The organism is Heyndrickxia shackletonii (genome assembly GCF_001420715.1).
Taxonomy (GTDB): domain Bacteria; phylum Bacillota; class Bacilli; order Bacillales; family Bacillaceae_C; genus Margalitia; species Margalitia shackletonii.
The window spans coordinates 2,569,863-2,588,210 of sequence record NZ_LJJC01000004.1; the positions used below are offsets into that span (position 1 = coordinate 2,569,863).

The 18,348-nt window shown below is 35.7% G+C and carries 18 protein-coding genes and 2 pseudogenes; 7 read left to right on the top strand and 13 right to left on the bottom strand.

From position 1 onward, the window contains the following. The first annotated feature begins 201 nt into the window (after nucleotides 1-201). On the top strand, nucleotides 202-990 hold the full coding sequence (locus AN964_RS12200) for a DUF1385 domain-containing protein (RefSeq protein ID WP_083489329.1): 789 nt from the start codon (nucleotides 202-204) through the stop codon (nucleotides 988-990). Between the two features lie 164 nt (nucleotides 991-1,154). Here the strand turns inward: AN964_RS12200 and AN964_RS12205 are convergent, their stop codons facing one another. From AN964_RS12205 to AN964_RS12225, 5 genes are all read right to left on the bottom strand, one after another. After that, the gene (locus AN964_RS12205) at nucleotides 1,155-1,631 is read right to left on the bottom strand and encodes a CarD family transcriptional regulator (RefSeq protein ID WP_055739940.1); all 477 of its coding nucleotides are present in this window, start codon (nucleotides 1,629-1,631) and stop codon (nucleotides 1,155-1,157) included. A 367-nt stretch (nucleotides 1,632-1,998) separates the two neighbouring features. Next, a complete protein-coding gene (locus tag AN964_RS12210) occupies nucleotides 1,999-2,862 on the bottom strand; it encodes an RNA polymerase sigma-70 factor (RefSeq protein WP_055739941.1) in 864 nt (287 codons plus the stop codon). 5 nt (nucleotides 2,863-2,867) lie between these two features. Further along, nucleotides 2,868-4,160 (bottom strand): phytoene desaturase family protein, encoded by a 1,293-nt coding sequence (locus AN964_RS12215; RefSeq protein WP_055739942.1) that lies wholly within the window; start codon nucleotides 4,158-4,160, stop codon nucleotides 2,868-2,870. A 176-nt stretch (nucleotides 4,161-4,336) separates the two neighbouring features. Continuing rightward, on the bottom strand, nucleotides 4,337-5,353 hold the full coding sequence (locus tag AN964_RS12220) for an NADP-dependent oxidoreductase (protein ID WP_055739943.1): 1,017 nt from the start codon (nucleotides 5,351-5,353) through the stop codon (nucleotides 4,337-4,339). Nucleotides 5,354-5,776: 423 nt separating this feature from the next. Further along, a complete protein-coding gene (locus AN964_RS12225) occupies nucleotides 5,777-7,066 on the bottom strand; it encodes a S41 family peptidase (RefSeq protein ID WP_055739944.1) in 1,290 nt (429 codons plus the stop codon). A gap of 40 nt (nucleotides 7,067-7,106) precedes the next feature. Between AN964_RS12225 and AN964_RS27495 the strand changes: the two genes are divergently transcribed. The 3 genes and pseudogenes from AN964_RS27495 (at nucleotide 7,107) to AN964_RS27070 (ending at nucleotide 8,223) form a co-directional block, all read left to right on the top strand. Further along, a complete protein-coding gene (locus AN964_RS27495) occupies nucleotides 7,107-7,454 on the top strand; it encodes a M14 family zinc carboxypeptidase (RefSeq protein WP_083489330.1) in 348 nt (115 codons plus the stop codon). After that, nucleotides 7,435-7,662, top strand: a pseudogene (locus AN964_RS27285) (M14 family zinc carboxypeptidase); the annotation flags it as partial. The gene AN964_RS27495 and the pseudogene AN964_RS27285, both read left to right, overlap by 20 nt. Nucleotides 7,663-7,863: 201 nt before the next feature. Continuing rightward, nucleotides 7,864-8,223, top strand: coding sequence for a chitobiase/beta-hexosaminidase C-terminal domain-containing protein (locus tag AN964_RS27070; RefSeq protein ID WP_235950809.1), 360 nt, complete (start codon nucleotides 7,864-7,866; stop codon nucleotides 8,221-8,223). A 499-nt stretch (nucleotides 8,224-8,722) separates the two neighbouring features. On the opposite strand, the gene AN964_RS12235 is transcribed toward AN964_RS27070, so the two are convergent. From AN964_RS12235 to AN964_RS12250, 4 genes are all read right to left on the bottom strand, one after another. Next, nucleotides 8,723-9,376, bottom strand: a complete 654-nt coding sequence (locus AN964_RS12235; protein WP_055739946.1) for a vWA domain-containing protein — start codon at nucleotides 9,374-9,376, stop codon at nucleotides 8,723-8,725. Nucleotides 9,377-9,453: 77 nt separating this feature from the next. Beyond that, nucleotides 9,454-10,458 carry a macro domain-containing protein gene (locus tag AN964_RS12240; RefSeq protein ID WP_055739947.1) on the bottom strand — a complete coding sequence of 335 codons (1,005 nt, stop codon included), beginning with the start codon at nucleotides 10,456-10,458 and terminating at the stop codon, nucleotides 9,454-9,456. A 79-nt stretch (nucleotides 10,459-10,537) separates the two neighbouring features. Then, entirely contained in the window at nucleotides 10,538-12,367 is a 1,830-nt protein-coding gene (locus AN964_RS12245; protein ID WP_055739948.1) for an SEC-C domain-containing protein, read from the bottom strand. A gap of 314 nt (nucleotides 12,368-12,681) precedes the next feature. Next, a complete protein-coding gene (locus tag AN964_RS12250) occupies nucleotides 12,682-13,173 on the bottom strand; it encodes a YehS family protein (protein ID WP_055739949.1) in 492 nt (163 codons plus the stop codon). 333 nt (nucleotides 13,174-13,506) lie between these two features. Here AN964_RS12250 and AN964_RS26375 point away from each other — a divergent pair, with 333 nt between their 5' ends. Together AN964_RS26375 and AN964_RS12255 are read left to right on the top strand one after the other, a co-directional pair. Further along, entirely contained in the window at nucleotides 13,507-13,641 is a 135-nt protein-coding gene (locus AN964_RS26375) for a helix-turn-helix domain-containing protein (RefSeq protein WP_126649071.1), read from the top strand. 64 nt (nucleotides 13,642-13,705) lie between these two features. Continuing rightward, nucleotides 13,706-14,419 carry a host-nuclease inhibitor Gam family protein gene (locus AN964_RS12255; RefSeq protein WP_055739950.1) on the top strand — a complete coding sequence of 238 codons (714 nt, stop codon included), beginning with the start codon at nucleotides 13,706-13,708 and terminating at the stop codon, nucleotides 14,417-14,419. A gap of 252 nt (nucleotides 14,420-14,671) precedes the next feature. Here the strand turns inward: AN964_RS12255 and AN964_RS25555 are convergent, their stop codons facing one another. Continuing rightward, on the bottom strand, nucleotides 14,672-14,872 hold the full coding sequence (locus AN964_RS25555; RefSeq protein WP_083489331.1) for an alpha/beta hydrolase family protein: 201 nt from the start codon (nucleotides 14,870-14,872) through the stop codon (nucleotides 14,672-14,674). A 42-nt stretch (nucleotides 14,873-14,914) separates the two neighbouring features. Between AN964_RS25555 and AN964_RS12265 the strand changes: the two genes are divergently transcribed. Further along, a protein-coding gene (locus tag AN964_RS12265) for an IS3 family transposase (protein WP_200915583.1) occupies nucleotides 14,915-16,074 on the top strand; the annotation gives its coding sequence in 2 pieces (ribosomal slippage) (nucleotides 14,915-15,176 and nucleotides 15,176-16,074; 1,161 coding nt in all). 111 nt (nucleotides 16,075-16,185) lie between these two features. Here AN964_RS12265 and AN964_RS12270 read toward each other — a convergent pair. The 3 genes and pseudogenes from AN964_RS12270 to AN964_RS12280 all read right to left on the bottom strand — a co-directional run. Then, nucleotides 16,186-16,506, bottom strand: a pseudogene (locus AN964_RS12270) (alpha/beta hydrolase family protein); the annotation flags it as partial. Nucleotides 16,507-16,694: 188 nt separating this feature from the next. Continuing rightward, nucleotides 16,695-17,651, bottom strand: coding sequence for a glycoside hydrolase domain-containing protein (locus tag AN964_RS27075; protein WP_055739954.1), 957 nt, complete (start codon nucleotides 17,649-17,651; stop codon nucleotides 16,695-16,697). Nucleotides 17,652-18,010: 359 nt separating this feature from the next. Next, a complete protein-coding gene (locus tag AN964_RS12280; protein ID WP_055739955.1) occupies nucleotides 18,011-18,346 on the bottom strand; it encodes a DUF6054 family protein in 336 nt (111 codons plus the stop codon). Nucleotides 18,347-18,348: the final 2 nt, after the last annotated feature.

Genomic DNA, 18,348 nt, shown 5'->3' on the forward strand with positions numbered 1-18,348 from the left:
CAAGTTCTTTTTGACTAGAAACTGTCCAACTGCACGAATTGACTAAGTAAAAGCTGGACTTGGAAACACAAGATCTTTTTTCTATGCTCAGACAAAAGTGGGAAATATTCTAAGTTCCTTTGTACTATAAATAGGTTAAAATACCCACAAATATGTTATTATTAAGAATAATTAATTCTTTTTACAAGGCGAGTGGATAAAATGAGTATAGTAATTGGTGGTAGAGCGGGGATAAATTCTGTGAGTTTTTCTACTAATGAAACGAAAGTGACAGCATACAGAAATAAAACTGGTGAGATAAAAATTAATGTAACTTCAAAAAAGAAATCGATATTTGGACAAATTGGTCAGAAACTAGACAAAATACCGTTTATTCGTGGGATTTGGATGATCTTCGAAGGGTATTTAGATTCTTGGAAAACAATTCTATTTATATTTGGAATTTATTTAGCAACTCTGTTTTTAAGCAGTCGATTTATTACAAAAATGCCCAGTTCAATCGGAAATAAAATAGTACATCATACTTTCCTTATTTGGTATACATATATATTAATAATTCTTTTATTAGTACTATATTCCCTTTTTATTAAATTTTCTCCCGTAGGGAAATATCATTCTGCTGAACACATGGTAGACAATGCTTTTGAAAAGTCCAAAAATATTTCTATTAACAATGTTATCAAATACTCCAGAATTCATCATCGATGTGGGACCAATTTATGTGTTTTTATTATCTTGTTTTATATTATATTTAGTCTATTCATTAAAAGCTTAATATTAAGTTTTTTATTGGGTTGTATTTTCGGTTATGAAGTTTATAAAATTAATACTAGATGGATCTCTCCTTTTTTAAGACCAATTTATTTTATAGGATATTTCTTGCAAAAAAATTTATTTACTACCCCACCCGACAAAGAACATCTATTAGTTGCCAAAGCAGCATACGAATGTATTCTTAAAATCCATGAAGCCAATAAGAATGGTATTTGAAGAATAAACATTGGAGGAAAAGTAAATGAAAAAAGCATCCATTTATCTGGATGCATACTGCAATCTCTTTCCCTTGGAGAATGTATAAGTGTTTCCCAAAAACATATATTTCTCCTCGTTTTAAAGAACTTTAGTTCATTTAAAGTCAGAAGCATTAACAGCACTCATCCAACCCTTTTGTTTAACAAATCATTTGCCTGACTTTCAGTGATTCCTCTAATTATGCCCAATTCACTAATGAAAATCTTCAGTGCGCTGTCTAGCATTTGCTTTTCGCTTGCATTGAGAGCTTTCTTTTTGTTTAAGCGCATTAAATCACGTACAACTTCTGCACCCTCCTGAAAATTACCTGTTCTCAACTTTTCCGTATTAATCTTGAATCTTTCTTTCATTGAAAGATTTGTATCTGTTTGACCGTATTGAAAAATGTCCAAAACGTGTTTAAGTGTTGGTTCATCTGCAACTAAGCGAATGCGTGATTTTTGCACTTTGTCAATAGGAATCATTACTTGTAATCGCTTGATAGGTACATTTATCATATAATACCTATGTTTCTCACCGAGAATTTCCTTTTCTTCTATTGCTACAATAAGACCTGCGCCTTGCATTGGATAAACAATGGAATCTCCAACATGAAACATTTAGAACACCTCCGAATTTGACACCTCCTTAATCATAACACACATTATGTTTTTTATCAAAATATTTTATTATAACACCATACAATAGAAAATTTCAATATTTTTAGCTGGAAAATCATCATTATTTTAGGTGGTTTTATTTACCAATACAAAAAAATATCACAGTGCAGGATTAGCTACTATTGAATTTATTTCCTGAACCTTACGCCTAGCGTATGATTTTATAAAAAGAATAAGAAGAATCCATTTAAAAAAATGGATTCTTCTCTAGCATAATTAAGTTTCAATTTTATAAAAAGTTCGATCATTTTCTACTTATTGATCTGCATTTCACCTCAGTAATGGTGAAAATGATTGTTTGCTAATTTTATTTTTGCAAATGTACAAGCTTTTCCGGATTTGCCACCATATACATGCGCCAAATCTTATCATCTTGAAACTCCAGAGAGACGACATAAGCGACATTGTCATTAACGATTACAAAAACCCCTGGAAATCCATTTACAACTTTAAATTCCATCCTCGTGTTTTCAGGAAGCTTTTTCATAATACTTGTAAACAAAAGGACAATTCGCTCCGATGAATAGATTGGGTTTAGTGCAGCTTTTACTTTTCCGCCTCCGTCAGAAATTAATACAGCATCTGTCTTCAATAACTCTAGCATCTTCTTAATATTCCCTGTTTGAAGTGCCATCGTAAATTGTTCTAGGCTGCTTTTCATCGATTGGAAATCCAATGTGGTAGCTTTCGGTCGGTTCTCCATGCTTTTTTTGGCTCTGTGAAAAATCTGCCTGCAATTGGCATATGATTTTTCTATAATAGCTGCAATTTCTTCATAGCTATACTGAAATACTTCTCGTAATAAGAAGACTGCTCGTTCATCTTCAGATAACTGCTGCAAAAGCAAGAGATAAGCGGTCGAGATCGATTCCTTCATCATATAAGTATGAGAAGGATCATTTTCTGCATCTACCAATGGTTCTGGCAACCACTCTCCAACATATACCTCGCGCTTATTGGCAGCTGATCGTAATTTATCAATGGAGCTATTCATCACGATCTTACATAAATACGCTTTCTTGTTTTCAATGACTTTTTCGCTGCTAACATGGTTATACGTGAGAAACGCCTCTTGTACAAGATCTTCTGCATCTGTAACACTACCAGTCATTTGGTAGGCGATCGAAAATAACAAAGGTTTGTATGTCTGATACAACTCTTCAGTTTCCAAAACGATTAACCTTCCTTTTCTAAAAGCACTTTGTTTGTTTTTAAAACTTCTTGCGCTGCACGCTTCCCACTCGCAACCGCAGCATCTGCTAATACTTCTTCATGTCCTGCCCAATCTCCTGCTATAAAGATTCCATTCATTTCTGGTATGCTTGGACCCGGATATTCTTTTCGTTTTACATGTGGAAAATCATGCATTACCGTTAGTTTAGATAAAAATTGTTGCACCACGACTTCTTTTCGCCAGTTAGGATGAAGTAAATCCATCACTGATTCTAATTGTTGCTTATCTGAGGTTACGTTTATTTCTTCCATTGGATTATGGTGTTTTGCTATGCTTACAACCAGTGTCCCATCCTCACTTAACTTTGCAGCCCTCGATTGGTTCGTGAAAAACAAAGCTTGGTCGAGTCCTATCGCAAATTGATGTTGTGGGTTAGGTAACTTTTTAATCCCTATATCCAAACAGCATGCCGTAATAGGAATTGCCTGTTCATTCCAAAGGCGCAACGATGTATGTTCTGATCCATTTATCATGTTCATTGCCTCTTTCGGAGGTGCTGCCACGATACAATCAGGAACAGTAAAGACCGTCCCATCTAAGCATTGTATGATTTGATATTGCTCATGATGCTCAATACTTGATACATTTTTATTCGTTAATATTTCGACTCCGTACGCTTCTGCTTGCTTCTTCAGTTTTTGAACAATCGTTTCCCAACCTCCATCAACATATAGGACATCCGATTTTAAAGAGCGCTTCACCTGCCTCAAAGCTGGCTTTGCAAGCTGTAAAGCCGGTACATTTGTATAGGTCGTCAACCGACAGATGGAGTAAAAAATATGCCTTACCATCGGATTGGATATTTCAGAATCTGCCCACTCCATAAGGCTGACTTCCGGAATGGAATCAATATTTAATTTCATAATCTTTAACATTAATTTACTGAACATAAATTTATCTTTCCACGATAAAAGGGTCGATGACATAATCGTTGAAAAATCTGTTGGAATGATATGAACGTCATGATTTAAAATGCCGTGAATAGCAGTCACAGCATTTCCACCTGGAAGTGATATTCCAAGTTCCGTAAAAATGTGAGCAGCATCCCCTGACATATACAATCCATGCGGTCCCAAATTCATGAGAACCCCATTTTTATCATTAGTTATCCCCCTTCCACCTAGACGACTCGATTTTTCCAAAACAACGACCTTTTTTCCTTCCCTCGCCAATAAATTAGCAGCTGTTAACCCAGCCAATCCTCCACCTACGACTACAACATCATAATTTAACATAAAAAAATCCCTCCTACATTTGTTCTGTAAACAAAACGAAGGAGGGAAGGATTTTGTGACAGTCATTATAAAAAAATTTTATATAATTTTTTTATAGCAAAAGATTTCTTCTTACACGTCATTTAATTAGGTCACACTAATTAAATGACTTTATTGTCAAACAACAACATTCTAACTTAATACTTAATATCTGCCACTTTGACGAGCGACTTTCCAATATTCGCTCCTTTAAAGAGGTCAAGGAAGGCGTCAATAATATGGTCGAAACCTTCTGTAATGGTTTCCTCATATTTAAGTTTTCCTTCGTTTAACCATGCGGCTAGTGCTGCGCCACCTTCTTTAAATCGATTAGAGTAATCTCCAAGCGTGAAACCTTTCATAAGCGCACTGGTTTTTATGAGATAAGTTTGAACACGCGGCCCCATATCAATATTTACATTATTATAGGAAGAAATTGCCCCGCAAATTGGAATACGAGCATACTTATTAAGGAGTGGGAATACAGCATCAGAAATAGATCCCCCAACATTATCAAAGTAGATATCAATTCCGTTAGGACATGCATTTTCTAATGCACTTGGAACATCTTCCTTTTTATAATTGATGGCTGCATCAAATCCAAGTTCATTTATGAGGTAGCGACATTTTTCGTCTGTCCCGGCAATTCCAACCACACGAGTGCCTTTAATTTTCGCAATTTGTCCAACAGTCGCTCCTACCGCCCCAGCAGCTCCAGATACAACTACGGTTTCTCCTGCTTTTGGTTGACCAATATCAAGCAGGCCAAAATAAGCTGTTAATCCTGTCAATCCAATAATACTTAAATTCGCTGTTACAGGAGCTTGCTTCGGATCAATTTTCCGAATCTCCTTCTCCTTCGCAATGGAGTATTCCTGCCAGCCAAGATTTCCTATTATCACATCGCCTTTAGCAAACAGTTCCGATTTTGAATCTACTACTTGGCCAATTACTCCACTTGTAATGACCTCGTTTAATTGAAATGGAGGAATATACGATTTTACATCCTGCATCCTTCCACGTAAATACGGATCAACCGAAATATATATAGTACGAACTAGCACTTCACCATTTGATGGTGTTCCAATTGGTGCATCGATAAAAGCAAAATCCTCCATCACTGGTGTCCCAATTGGACGTTTTGCAAGCTTAATTTGTTTTTGCATTTGACTCATGATTACTCCTCCATTCGGTAAAGGGATTATCCATCTTTTAGCACTTTTATTTTTTTATTATGCATTTATTTTCATGGACGGATTCCATTCTCATTTTGAACAATTGATAGGATCAAACGTCAAAATAACAGTATACTCTTGATAAATTTTTTGTCAAAAAAAATACCTTATTATTTTCTAAAAATGCATCAAGAATATATAATTAGTTAGAGCAAACCGATATCTTTGAATAGTGCCGAGAAGAAAACTACCAAAATACTTATGATGTATAAATGAACGGTTGCATATCATGAAGTTGGTTTTGCGTTGGTTAGCCAAAGGAAAAATGTCCCTCACTTCGGCCAATGAGGGACAACGAAAATTCCTAATATCATGTTTTTTACATCTCACTTGAACGCTGATAATAATCCCTTTCCACCACAATTAAACTTCCTTCACATTCTCACACAACGATAATGCTTTCTTTAAGTCAATATCCTCAAAAATATGTTCGGGAGTCCATGGAATATAAATATCTGGTAAAACACCGACCCCTGTTAAGCCCATTCCATTATCAATTTTTGAAACTCTTGATGTTGGATACCACAATTCGATTTGGTTATTCCATGTTTGGATAGCGAGATTACAATAATCGGTCACTCCCATTGTAGCTCTGCCAATAACGGTAACCTTTTTGGAATTTTTGCATACCTCTACGAACTGATCCCCTGAGCTTCCACAATAATAATCAGATAATATGATCACTTTTTCCGGTTTTCCTTTAGCTTGAAAATATATATCTTGTGCAAGTTCGGAAAAATCTAATTCTACGAAACCTTTTCCAATATTTCTTTTCCACTCATCAATATAAATTTGTAAAAACTTTCGCGTTTCTTCGTTTTCCGCTTTTTCTAACTCCTCATACAATGGCTCTATCTTATTAGTAAAATTACGGTGTGTGCAATTAAAAATTGCCGTATCATCCGTACCTGCAAACTCCACCAAACTGCAACTGCGATCCACGATATAATTTAGTAAGGGAAAATAGGAATCGTCGCTGCCACCTCCATTAACACGAACATCTATAATTAAATTGGTGCAGCTATCTAATCTATCTTCCCAATCTTTTATTAGCCTATCTATTGCGTTTACATTCAAAAAATCTGTTATTTTCATTAATAATGTATCTTCGTTAATTTCTTTAATAGAGTATTCTGGTTCCTTGTTATTTGGCTCATAAAGTCTTATATCCATTTGAATTATTTGATCATTCTGGTCCACTATTTCACACATATTATATTTCTTTAGTATTGGCTCCCATCTTTGCCTTTCGTATTTATCTTCCATTAATGATCTCTTATGTATCGCAGCCAATTCTGGAATGGTAATGTTATCTAATGATTTGATGGCCATTCCCATGTGTACTCGAGTTTCCCTGTCGACTTCATATATGTACAGTAAATCCTCATATCTTCTAACTTTAAATCCGACATTCATCATTTTATTACTACTACTATTTGATAGCTTCACAAATAAATGTTGATCCTTACAGTCTAATAAATAATCGGAAACAATCTGAACAAACTTCTGAAGATCTAGTAATTTTTGATTTTCTAATTCTATTATCTCTCTTCTATATTCGTCCGGCGAATCCCATCCCTTTTTGTCTAGACAGCCTGAATAATCATTATGTATAATCGTTACTATTTCTTCAAATATCTCTATGTAGTTCACTTTATCCCTCTATTCACCATTTTTTGATTATTTAGTATAATTGATTATACACGTTCTTTTATGTAAATTAAAGGCTCCACATGCGCGTCCTTGGATATGCTCAGAACACGCCCGCGAAAGGGTAACTCCGCTTGTCACCATTGAAACGGCAGAGCGGTTGCTGCGCAACTATGCTCATGACGGCGAAACAAAGAAACTTGTTGATAATCTAGATATTTTCCTAGTACCGAGCACTAATCCTGATGGCGCCAATTATAGTTTCTATGATTACAATATGCAGCGAAAAAATATGACCAATTACTGTGGTCTAACCGAATCAGACCCAGGATACCGTACTTCATGGGGGGTTGACTTAAAACCGAAACCATTCAGTCGGCTCTGCATTTGACGGTTATGTCGGAGCATCTACTATACAATGCCGAAGCGGCACCTATGCAGGACCAGCGGAAAACTCTGAACCGGAAGCTAAGAATATTGTGTGGCTGGCGGACCAATATCCAAACCTTAAGTTCGCGATGAATATCCATAGCTATGGCGGCTACTTTATATGGGCAGCGTCCAACACCATTTTAAACAAAATTCAGGACTACCGCGGAACCGTCATTCTCCCGGGCCAAACCGGGCAAATCCCGGATGTCCTCTATTCTGCAGCAGGCAACTCAGCTGACTATCTATGGTATGAGAAAGGGATTTATGCTTGGGACTTTGAAGTCGGGGCTGATTTATGGAATAAGGATACGAAAAGATGGGAATCTGTTGGATTCCAGCCGGCATTTTCCGAAGGCCATGAAGAGGCAATGGAATTTTCCAATGGCTTAATCGGCCTGTTAAAAGTTGCCTATAACAATGCGAAAGACCATCAGCCACCATCGTCTAAAGCAGTACCGGGGAATGGCAAGTACACCGGACCGGTCGAAGTAAAATTTGAAACCAGCGAGCCGGCGACAGTCTACTATACCCTTGACGGCAGCCGCCCTGATTTTCATTCGAAAAAAGTTGAGCTAAACGGAATTCGTGAATCTGCGGAAACCTTTAAAATTAACAAAACAACTACAATCAATTATTTCGCGGTTGACACAGCAGGAAATATTGAGAAAAACTACAACCCGCTGAGCAAAGGAAATAACTATAACTCGGTGACAATTACAATCAATTAATCTTTATAAAGAGTTGGCCACGGGGCCAACTCTTACCTTTTCCGCCTGCTTTCCAATGCGATATTTGAGAAATAAGATTGGTGCTATGCACTTGTAAAGCCATTTTATGATATTCCACCGGTTCCTGTACTAATTGATTCTACAGCCCAGAAGCGTACAATTTTTCTTGATCATGAATCCTTCTCGAGCTAAATCATTCAGATTTGCACTAGCATAATGACGCATAACTCCAGCCACATAGCAGCTTTTTCCGTTGTAATCCTTTCCTGTGAACTTTTTTTGATACTTTAACTAACCACTCGAAGAAAACACCGTGCGCAATTCGATAGATTCCTATTTGAGTATTTTTCAAGCAGATAAAGGTAAAAAAATGTATCCTCTGGTGTTATCTGCTCTATAACAATTGGACTCTTCCAAAGTTAGGTTACACTATTCCATATTTCGCCATCTTACTTTGACCAATAAGGGACAACCACAACTCACAATATATCAACGTTTTTTACCTCTCTCTTGAACGCTGATTATAATCCCTTTCAATCCCATTCTTCCAATTCCGATCAATCTTTTTCCCACCTCGAAGATTAAGCACCGCTTCATTTATTGCTTCATAACTTACCTGTGTTTCTACAGAATCTGCATGGTAATCAACCGCAAAATCCTTATCGATTCCAAATCGAGCAGCGGTTGCAATGGCATCGATGTTTGCACCAAGGAAAATGAATTCCCAACCGAATTTCTCTTTTTGATACTGAATCATTTTTTTTATTTTGTCCGTTGTGTATTCACGGCTGGCATTTTCCAGGCCATCCGTTGTAATCACAAATAGTACCCTTTCTGCCTGTTCTTCCACCATTGTTCTCTTTTGTACATTGACAATCTTTTGAATGGAAGAACCAATCGCATCTAATAATGCAGTGGTTCCTCCGACTTCATAATCTCTTTCAGTAAGAGGCGATATGCCTTTAATATTGATACGGTCATGCAATAATTCGTAATGGTGATTAAATAAAACCGTGGTAACAATCACTTCTCCTTCCGCTGTCTGTTGTTTCTTCAACATCGAATTGTAACCGCCGATGGTATCAGCTTCCAGTCCAGCCATAGATCCGCTTTTATCCAAAATAAATACTAGTTCGGTTAGATTCTTCTTCATTCTTATCATCCTCCGTTTTGTGATAAACTTAGAATAACAAGAATCACATAAAAAAAGGTCGCTTCCAAAGCGACATTTTAAGAACCAAGTAATGGCTGGTCAAAAGCAAATAATGCTTCATTTATTTCATGAATATTGTAGTTGTTTTGTTCCATGAAATACTGAATGATCACATCAGATTTACTGCTGTGTGACAATGTATACCCAGCAGTTGTTAATAGCTCCAGCGTTTCATTTAAATTCAATTTTAATGCAATGGCAAAGGCTACAGCTGTTTTCTTCGTTGGTGTATAGTCAATGCTGTTCCTAATTTTGGAGAATAATCGCCTATCGATATTTGCCCGCTTATAAGTTTCTACATCCGTCAGACCTTTTTCATCAATGAATCGAAGCAGCCGCTCGGAAAATGATTCTTCGAGCTGATTTAATCGGTTCGCTAAAGAATAAGTTTCTTCCGATATTTTTTTCTCTTGGAAAATATCAGGTTCCCGCAAACTCTCCATCACATCGTATTGTTCGAAACGATTCCTTGCAAATACCTTTTCTGCTGCTTCTACATAATGCTCATCAATATATTGATGAATAGATGTAAACAACTTATTACTTATTCCGAATGATTTTTTATCAAAAACAACAAGGTATACCAACATATCATTCTCCAATAAAAATGAACTGATGGTGGATATCGCAATTTGCAATGCTTCTTCTTTTGGATAACCATATATACCGGTAGATATCAATGGAAAAGCGACAGATTGAAATTTATATTCTTTTGCTAGTTTTAAAGAGTTCATATAAGATGCCTTTAATAGATCTGCCTCTTGGTTACCTCCTCCTTGCCAAATAGGACCTGGAGTATGGATGATATATTTTGCATCTAGCTGACAGCCGTCGGTTATAACTGCTTCTCCGACCTTACATCCACCGATTTTATCACACGCTTTCTGCAGTTCACTGGCACCTGCAGCATTGAAGATTGCCCCGCAAACACCGCCACCCATTTTCAATTCTGTGTTGGCTGCATTCACGATTGCATCGACTTGCATTTTCGTAATATCTTGACGAATTAGTTCTAACGGCACCGTCTTTCCCCCTTCCCATTGTCCGCTTACCTTGATAAAAAAGACCGAATCTCAAAATCGGTCTTTTTTCTATCATATCTTAAATTCCAGCCAATTGGAGGCGTTTTTTCTCTGTTACTTCCATTGCCTTAAGCATGTCCTCCGAAAGCCTTGTGTTTTCCTTCTCATCCAGCCATTTTACTAAAGCTTTTACTGTGCTTAAGAAGTCCTTCACTTGCGTCTTGCTTACGGATTCAAACATATCAAAGTAATCCTTTGTTAGGATTCGTTCCCATTGTTTTTGGGTCAATTCATCCCAACTATTGAATGAATATGCCTCAAGAATCTCCCGTAAATCAGATAAACTATTTCTATATTTCCTTACTGTATTTTCACTCTTGCCATCTGTTTTTTCTTTGAAAAAGTTTACGAATGACTTTGCATAAACATTATCAATGGTGTCAGGTGTAAAGCCTAGATCCTCGTAAAAAGGAATATCCTCATTTTTAACGATTGGCTCTTTATTTTGTTGAATAATCGGTACAATCGCGGATACACGATTTTCTCCACCCGTCACAAAAGAGGATAGCGGCAGCCCTAATTCTTTTCGGACCGTATTAAAATCGGCTGTTTTTTCTACTTTTTCAAACTGAGCCTTTACTTGCAGATATAGCTTATATTCTAGTTGCTTTAACCATGTGTCAACTTCTTCCACTCTACCGTTTTGGACCATTTCACGTGGTGAAAGATCATCGAATTTTGGTAAGGATTTATCGATATCTAGTTGCAAGTTGTTTTGGGCATACAGGATAAAATATTTCGGTACATTTTCGCTGATTTGAATGGCCATGTTCTTGACTTCGGTTTGAGATGGAATGATGAGTGATTGTTCCTTTTCATCCATCCATTCAACAGCCTTTTCTACTTTATTTACCTTTTGTTTAAATTGTTCCAGAATGTTTTTATCATAGCAATCAAATTGGAGCTGGTTTTTCCTTAATGAGATAATTCCTATACTTTCCGCTAACCGTGCTTTTCCTTCCATCTCATTATCCATGAATTCATTGTAGTTTTGAAGCCAGCTTAGTCTCTTGGCATTTTGCTCCCAGTAATCAGTAACAAATTCTGGTTCTCCTTGTAGGAAATTCGAAACGATTTCCTCATCCTGTACCTGATATTGAACGCTGTATACATGGATTTCTTTTCCCTCTCGATCAGCAATTCCATTTGGATCTTTTAGAAACTCTCCGATGATTTCCGGATAATAATGGAAGAGAATATCATCACGGTTGGATTTCGTTTCTACCATTAACTTTTGGATGAAGTCATTAATATGGTTCATATTTTCGGGTCCTTGAAATATGCTAATACCGTTGAAATAATCCTTGTTATCAAAGCGATCAATTAAACTGATGGTACCAATCCATGGTGCAAAGTCAGGTACATTTTCATTGTTATCTAAAATCGTAAATTGTTCCTTTGTGTTTACCTCTTCAAATTGAATATCTGTTTCGCTCTTTCCAATAGCCTGTACTACTTTTGGAGTTAGTTTTGCCCATTTTTCAGCCAATGTTTTTTCATCGTTGGATAGATGGGTTCCATTTTCCTTCAGAAACCATTCAATTCCGCGAAGTCCGTTTTCATAGGAATGGAAAAAGTTGAGCCAGTATTGAAAGAAGTCCAATTCATTTTTATCTGGGATTTTCGATTGTGATCTTCTTCGGAACTCGCTATGTAAACGATACAATTGGTTTCTTGGAATTTTCTTATCTACAAAACTAGTTAATTTCAACATCAGTTCATGTCTTTCCCGAAGAAAACGCTCTTCTTTCACTTCACTGATTTGAACAATACTTTCCTTTAATAAACAGCATTTCTTATATTTCTTTCCACTTCCACAAGGACATGGATCATTACGATTTATTTTCATTCTTTCACCTTCATTTTTTTATTATGCTAGATTCTAGATAGTTGTCATAAGGTTGGTTTTACGAATGGCCAGGTATGTATATGGCGAGCTTTAGAGACCACTAATCTCCATTATAACATTTTCAACCATTCAGCTGAAGATGGTAGTGTGGTGGTTAAATATTCCTAGTATTACGATTAAAAAGATAGAAGCTGAAAGCAACTCTCTTTACCACCTAAATTCTATGTAAAAACAGAATCAACTACAAATGACAAAATACTAAGCAATGTATCGTGCACTAACGGCTTTCTAATGCCATTTTACTTTTATTTACCTTATCCTCTATATTTGATTGCTAGTCCCTTCAAGAAATTCCGGGCGTATTTATCTAGACACTCTTTATAGTTCTTATGCCCTTCTTTTCGTAAAAACGCGCCAAGTTCTCCTTTTGATACAAAAATCCCCGCCATCTCGAATATTTCCAGCATATCCTCTGTCGTTAACGAAAGGGCTATTTTTACTTTCTTCAGCATGAGGTTATTAAGATTTGCTTTATTCTGTATGGATGGTTCTGGTTTATCAGGATTTCCTGGTTTAGGATCTTGTTTTCCTCTTTTGTATATAATTAATCCATTTAAAAACGAATCAAACATTTTATTATTACATTTCAATTGAGTGTCCATCTCATCTTCATCTGGTTTAGTAAGGATATTTACTACATCAGGTATTGATACTTCCACTCCGCCGAGTCTAAATATTTCAGCTATTTCTCTGTTTTTTAACTCCAGTGCATATCTCAAGCGAATTAATATATCGTTATTCTCCATTCATAAACCCCCGATTTTATATGTAATCCCTGTCACAATACAACAGACACTATTTTATTACTAATACTTCCTTTCTCGCAACTAATTCTATGTTTTGTTCATTTAATAAACGGAGTTGATTCTAAAAAATGCATGAACAAGGTTTCACTAATTATACTTTGTTCTTTTTTTTCTAAAACATTCCTTATGATTCCTTTAGCCTTATCAAATTCTTATTCTCCCGCCAATTGTTCCATCTCTTCTAATTTGTATGGCTCTCGTCATCACATTGTTAGCAATATATCGAACCTTGCTTCACTACCCAACTCAGAGCTACCATAAAAAAATTTGGGAGTGAGTACAAATACGTTATCAAATTGGAGTACTGGTAAAAAGTATCCTTCTGTAGATAAAGCATTTGAATTTGCAAATTTAATAGCAGTAAAAGTTGATGAACAATATGAATGGGTAGAAGATGAAAAAATATGATACTTTTTAACTAGTAATAATGTAATATATAAATGATAAATAAAAATAAGGGGGAAGAATAAAAATGGGGACTTTTTTTGCATTGGTAGGCTTTTTATTAATAATAGGGGCAATTGTATATCTGATTGTGTCACTCATTAAAAAGAATTTTAAGAAAAATCTTCTAATGTACATAGGAGGAGCAGGAATAATATTGTTTATTCTTGGTATCTGTATACCATCAGGTTCAGCACAAACCGTATCCATTGATGGAAAGAAACTTGACTATGATAAATTAGTTGCTGAAATTAAATCTAAAAAAGAAGAGCTTAACAATGTTAAAAAACAACTTGATGATCTTAATAATCAATATACTGAAAAAGAAGATCAAATAAATGCCGCCATGGATGTTGTTAATAATAAAAAGAAATCTGAAGACGAATTAAAAAAACTTCAATCAGATATAGATTCCAAGAAAGAAGAAGTTAAGTCCTGGGATTCTAAATTAAATAGTAAGAAAAAGGAATTAGCAAGTGTTGCTGGACAGATTCAGAAACGTAAAGGGGCGCCAAAAGTTCTACCTGCAGGCTACTTTTCTGTAGGAAAAGATATTCCAGCCGGAAGATATAAGGTTGTTCCTAATGGTGGAATGGGTAACTTCTTTGTAAATGAAGGCGCTAAAGTAAATATCATTTTAGGTTACGACGCTTCATTATCTGTTAAAGAATATGTGTTTGATGCTGATGAAGGAGACGAAATCCAACTAACAACTTCAGCAAAATTCATACCTGTAAAATAAATAATAAACGGTCCATAATGTTTTATTAAAAAATTATAGTTCCATGAAATTAGATGGTTGGAGTTAATATCAAAACATTTTTATTGTAAAAGAAAGAGGATAGATGAACGGGAATAATACCTGTACTCATCTATCCATTTTTTACAATAAATGAGGTCATTTACTTTAAGTAAAATTCTTCACAAATTTCTTTGAAATAGATGTGGATGGTGTTTCCTTTTCTCTCAACTGTATTTGTTAAACAACATATTTTTAAATTATATTTTTATCCAAAAAATCTACTATATGTTTATAAACAAATATCTCATTGTCTTTCTTAGAAAATCCATGTCCTTCATCATCTAAAACTAAATATTCAACATTTCTTTTCCTTTCTCTTAAAGCATTAACAATCAAGTCAGATTGTGCTTTCACTACACGAGTATCTGATGCTAGACTAAATAGTAGACACAGATTGTTATAATAAAAATATCAACTATAACGAGGTGTGTCAGGATGGCAAGAGGTAACGGCAATCGATACGAAGATGCATTTAAAATTGAAACAGTTAAGTATATCAATGAAAACCATAAGTCTGTAGCTCAAGTTGCTAGAGAAGTGGGGGTCAATGAAAATACTTTATATAGCTGGTTGAAGAAATACGGCCAACAACCAGAGATTAAAGCTGTAAAATCTTTTTCCTCAGAATCAGCTGAATTAAGGGCCCTTCAGAAAGAAATTCGTGATCTACAGGAGGAGAATGAAATTTTAAAAAAGGCGATGCACTACTTCGCAAAAAGCCCTCGGTAAAATATGAATTCATTCATGAAAATCGCTCCCAATTCCGAGTGGAGAAGATGTGCAGCGTTCTGGGAGTTTCTAAAAGTGGTTACTTCAAATGGTTAAAACAACCGATAAGTAACAGGAAGAAACAACACGAGAAATTATCACAAAAGATTTTACAGACCCACCTAGAATTCAAGCAACGTTACGGCAGTGTTAAAATTGCTAAAACGCTCAATAGTCGTGGCGTAAAAGTAAGTGTGCGTACGGTCTCACGTATTATGACAAAGAACCAATGGAAGTCTTGTATAGTCAAAAAATACAAGGCTACGACCAATTCGAAACATGCACATCCAGTAAGTGAAAATGTCTTAAATCGACAATTTAAACCTTGTAAACCAAACCAAGTGTGGGTAACGGATATAACTTATATCCCGACCAATGAGGGCTGGTTGTATTTAGCAAGTGTAATGGATTTATATTCTCGTAAAATAATAGGTTGGGCAATGGGCAAAACCATGACAAAGGAATTGGTTATCTCTGCATTAAAGATGGCTTACAAGCGTCAAAAACCCGGAAAAGGTGTTATTCATCATTCAGACAGAGGTGTTCAATATGCTTCTTCTGAATATCAAAAGCTATTAAAAAAATACCATATGGTTGGTAGCATGAGCCGAAAAGGAAACTGTTATGACAACGCTTGTATCGAGTCCTTTCACGGTATTCTTAAACGTGAGCTAGTGTATCAAATAAAATATAAAACTAGAGAAGAAGCGAAGAAATCATTGTTCGAATACATCGAGTTCTTTTACAATTCAAAGCGGATCCATTCAACGTTGGGATACTATACGCCGAATGAATTTGAGCGAATGTATAGAAAATCTGCAGCTTGATTTTACCTTCATAAAAAAGTTTAAATCGCACTTTATTTAAACTTTTTTATGAAGGCAACCAAGCGAAAGCGCGGTAGAAAAATCTGTGTCTATTTTCTTGACGTAGTATCAATCATTTTTACCTTGTATAACTAACATAGGTTTAGTCATATTATCCACATAAGTAATCGGTGAATCTTGAATCAAACGTTCTTTATTTTCAACAGGGTCACCCAGTCTCTGTTTCATAAGTGGTTTCCAAGAAGAATGGACTGATTGTAAAAAAGAGATTAAGTCGGACTCTCCATATAAATCCACAACTGCTTTAAAGTAATCACCATGTCTCCCGTGCAGTAGTAATGAAAGGTACCCTCCAAAACTACCTCCCATTAGGAATAACTTTTTGGGGTCTGCTTTTCCTACTTTTAACAACCATTCTATGCCTTCTACATCGCTGCATATAAGCCGAACAATGTGTACTATTCTCATTTATGCAATCCACTCATTTCCTTTTTACTACCATATTAGACAAAAATGTTTATTATCCTTACCAAACTAGTGATTTTTTACATAAAAAATGCCCCTCTCCATCGAGAAAGGCTTCAAATGTGAAGTGTTAATCAATTAACAATCAAAATAAACTACTTAACCCGCAGCTTTTGGCCAATTTTAATTAAGTAGTCATTATTTAGGTTATTCCACTTTTTGATGTCTGTTTGTGTCGAACCGTATTTAATTGCAAGTTCCGATACTGTATCTCCTTTTACCACTGTATGATACACCGGTTTGGAAGTGGTACTTGCCGCCCCTTTATTATCAGCAGGATTGATCCAGCTGCCCGGCGCACCAGCTTTTGTCGTGACATTGATCATGCCATCTGATTCGTTAAATATAAAATAAGTTCCTTCTTTAACAGTACCCTTTGCATTTTTCTTGGCTTTTGCATCTGCGGCGTTAACATATCCGTTTATTAATTTATTTACCGTATATTTTTTAACTACAGGCTTTGTAGCTGGTGCTACTTCCAAGTTCCATGCTCCTGGTTCCTTTTTGATGTCATCAAAATCGATACCTATGCCAGAAACTCGTGCGTCATTTTTGTTCTGGTACATATGAATAAAATCTGCAACCTTTCCACTAGACCAGGCGTTTGTTTGCCAATAATATTTTACAAGCCCTTTGACGGCGACCATAACCGAATAAGAACCGTAAATACCGACCTCATAATCCACAAGTGTACGGTTTAATCCAGCGATATACTGCTTAATGGCTGCCATATCATTAGTTTGTGCATCATAATCGACAGTAAAATAAATCGCAGTGCCCTTTGGTTGCCCTAGCAACTTTGCATACCCTTCTGCTTCTTTTGCATCTGCAATACCTTGATCTAAGGTAAAATAAGATGCTTTGATTGAATTTTTCTCAAAGATACTGATTAGCTTTAATCCTGCATCCTGGATAGCTTTTACTTCTTCCTTCGTCAATCCCTTCCAGTCAGATGTAGGTAAATACCTAGCAGCATAATCAAAACCAGCTGCTTTTAAAGATTTCGCGGATGTGGCAGTTAACTTTGTAGCACAATCCAATCCTTTTGCCATTATGGAATCCCTCCTTTATTTTTATAGAATGAAAATAATTGACAATTGGTACAGGCATTTTGGTAAAAAATGCAACCGTTATTTACTGTCACCTTGCAATAGCTGATCCGGAACCGTCAATCCTAACTTTTCAACATTTCCATTATTGATAAAAGCTCATTGGCAAGATAAAAAAGATGGCAGCATATCGGAACATGTGATTATTTCCGAATCCACCATCTATAAAGTGAGCGATAACAAATATCATAATTTTATTAGGATAAAACCAATTTTGCTTAATAATTTTCCTTCCGTGAAATTTGCCATATTCATAACAAACTTCGAACGGAGCAAACTGTGATTAGAAATATAATAAACTATTATTCCATTTGTTCTATACTGTTTTGCACTATTGCCACCATATCATCTTCGGCACCAAGACTAAAGTTAAAAAAAATACCTTGTCCTCCGCCAGCGCCAATTGCTGAAATAAAAATATTATTATTATGACCAACTACAGTAAGACTCAAACTTGCTCTATTTCCATTTCTCATGAAGTATTTATCATAAACTCGAACAGCTATTTTAGTATCTCCAATAGTGTAATTGCTTTCATCCACTAATTTCATACTTATTCCACTATTACCAATATCGTTTTGCAAATGACTAACCACTTCCTCAAATTGACCAGTAATTGTCTTTTCATATTTTGCCATGA

Bases quoted from the DNA above. Each gene is read 5' to 3' on its own strand.
- AN964_RS12250 (WP_055739949.1), bottom strand. From the start codon at position 13,173: ATGGAGAATAACGATATATTAATTCGCTTGAGATATGCACTGGAGTTA.
- AN964_RS12255 (WP_055739950.1), top strand. From the start codon at position 13,706: ATGGGGACTTTTTTTGCATTGGTAGGCTTTTTATTAATAATAGGGGCA.
- AN964_RS12205 (WP_055739940.1), bottom strand. From the start codon at position 1,631: ATGTTTCATGTTGGAGATTCCATTGTTTATCCAATGCAAGGCGCAGGT.
- AN964_RS12200 (WP_083489329.1), top strand. From the start codon at position 202: ATGAGTATAGTAATTGGTGGTAGAGCGGGGATAAATTCTGTGAGTTTT.
- AN964_RS27070 (WP_235950809.1), top strand. From the start codon at position 7,864: ATGGAATTTTCCAATGGCTTAATCGGCCTGTTAAAAGTTGCCTATAAC.
- AN964_RS12280 (WP_055739955.1), bottom strand. From the start codon at position 18,346: ATGGCAAAATATGAAAAGACAATTACTGGTCAATTTGAGGAAGTGGTT.
- AN964_RS12245 (WP_055739948.1), bottom strand. From the start codon at position 12,367: ATGAAAATAAATCGTAATGATCCATGTCCTTGTGGAAGTGGAAAGAAA.
- AN964_RS12215 (WP_055739942.1), bottom strand. From the start codon at position 4,160: ATGTTAAATTATGATGTTGTAGTCGTAGGTGGAGGATTGGCTGGGTTA.
- AN964_RS12235 (WP_055739946.1), bottom strand. From the start codon at position 9,376: ATGAAGAAGAATCTAACCGAACTAGTATTTATTTTGGATAAAAGCGGA.
- AN964_RS12220 (WP_055739943.1), bottom strand. From the start codon at position 5,353: ATGAGTCAAATGCAAAAACAAATTAAGCTTGCAAAACGTCCAATTGGG.
- AN964_RS27075 (WP_055739954.1), bottom strand. From the start codon at position 17,651: ATGGCAAAAGGATTGGATTGTGCTACAAAGTTAACTGCCACATCCGCG.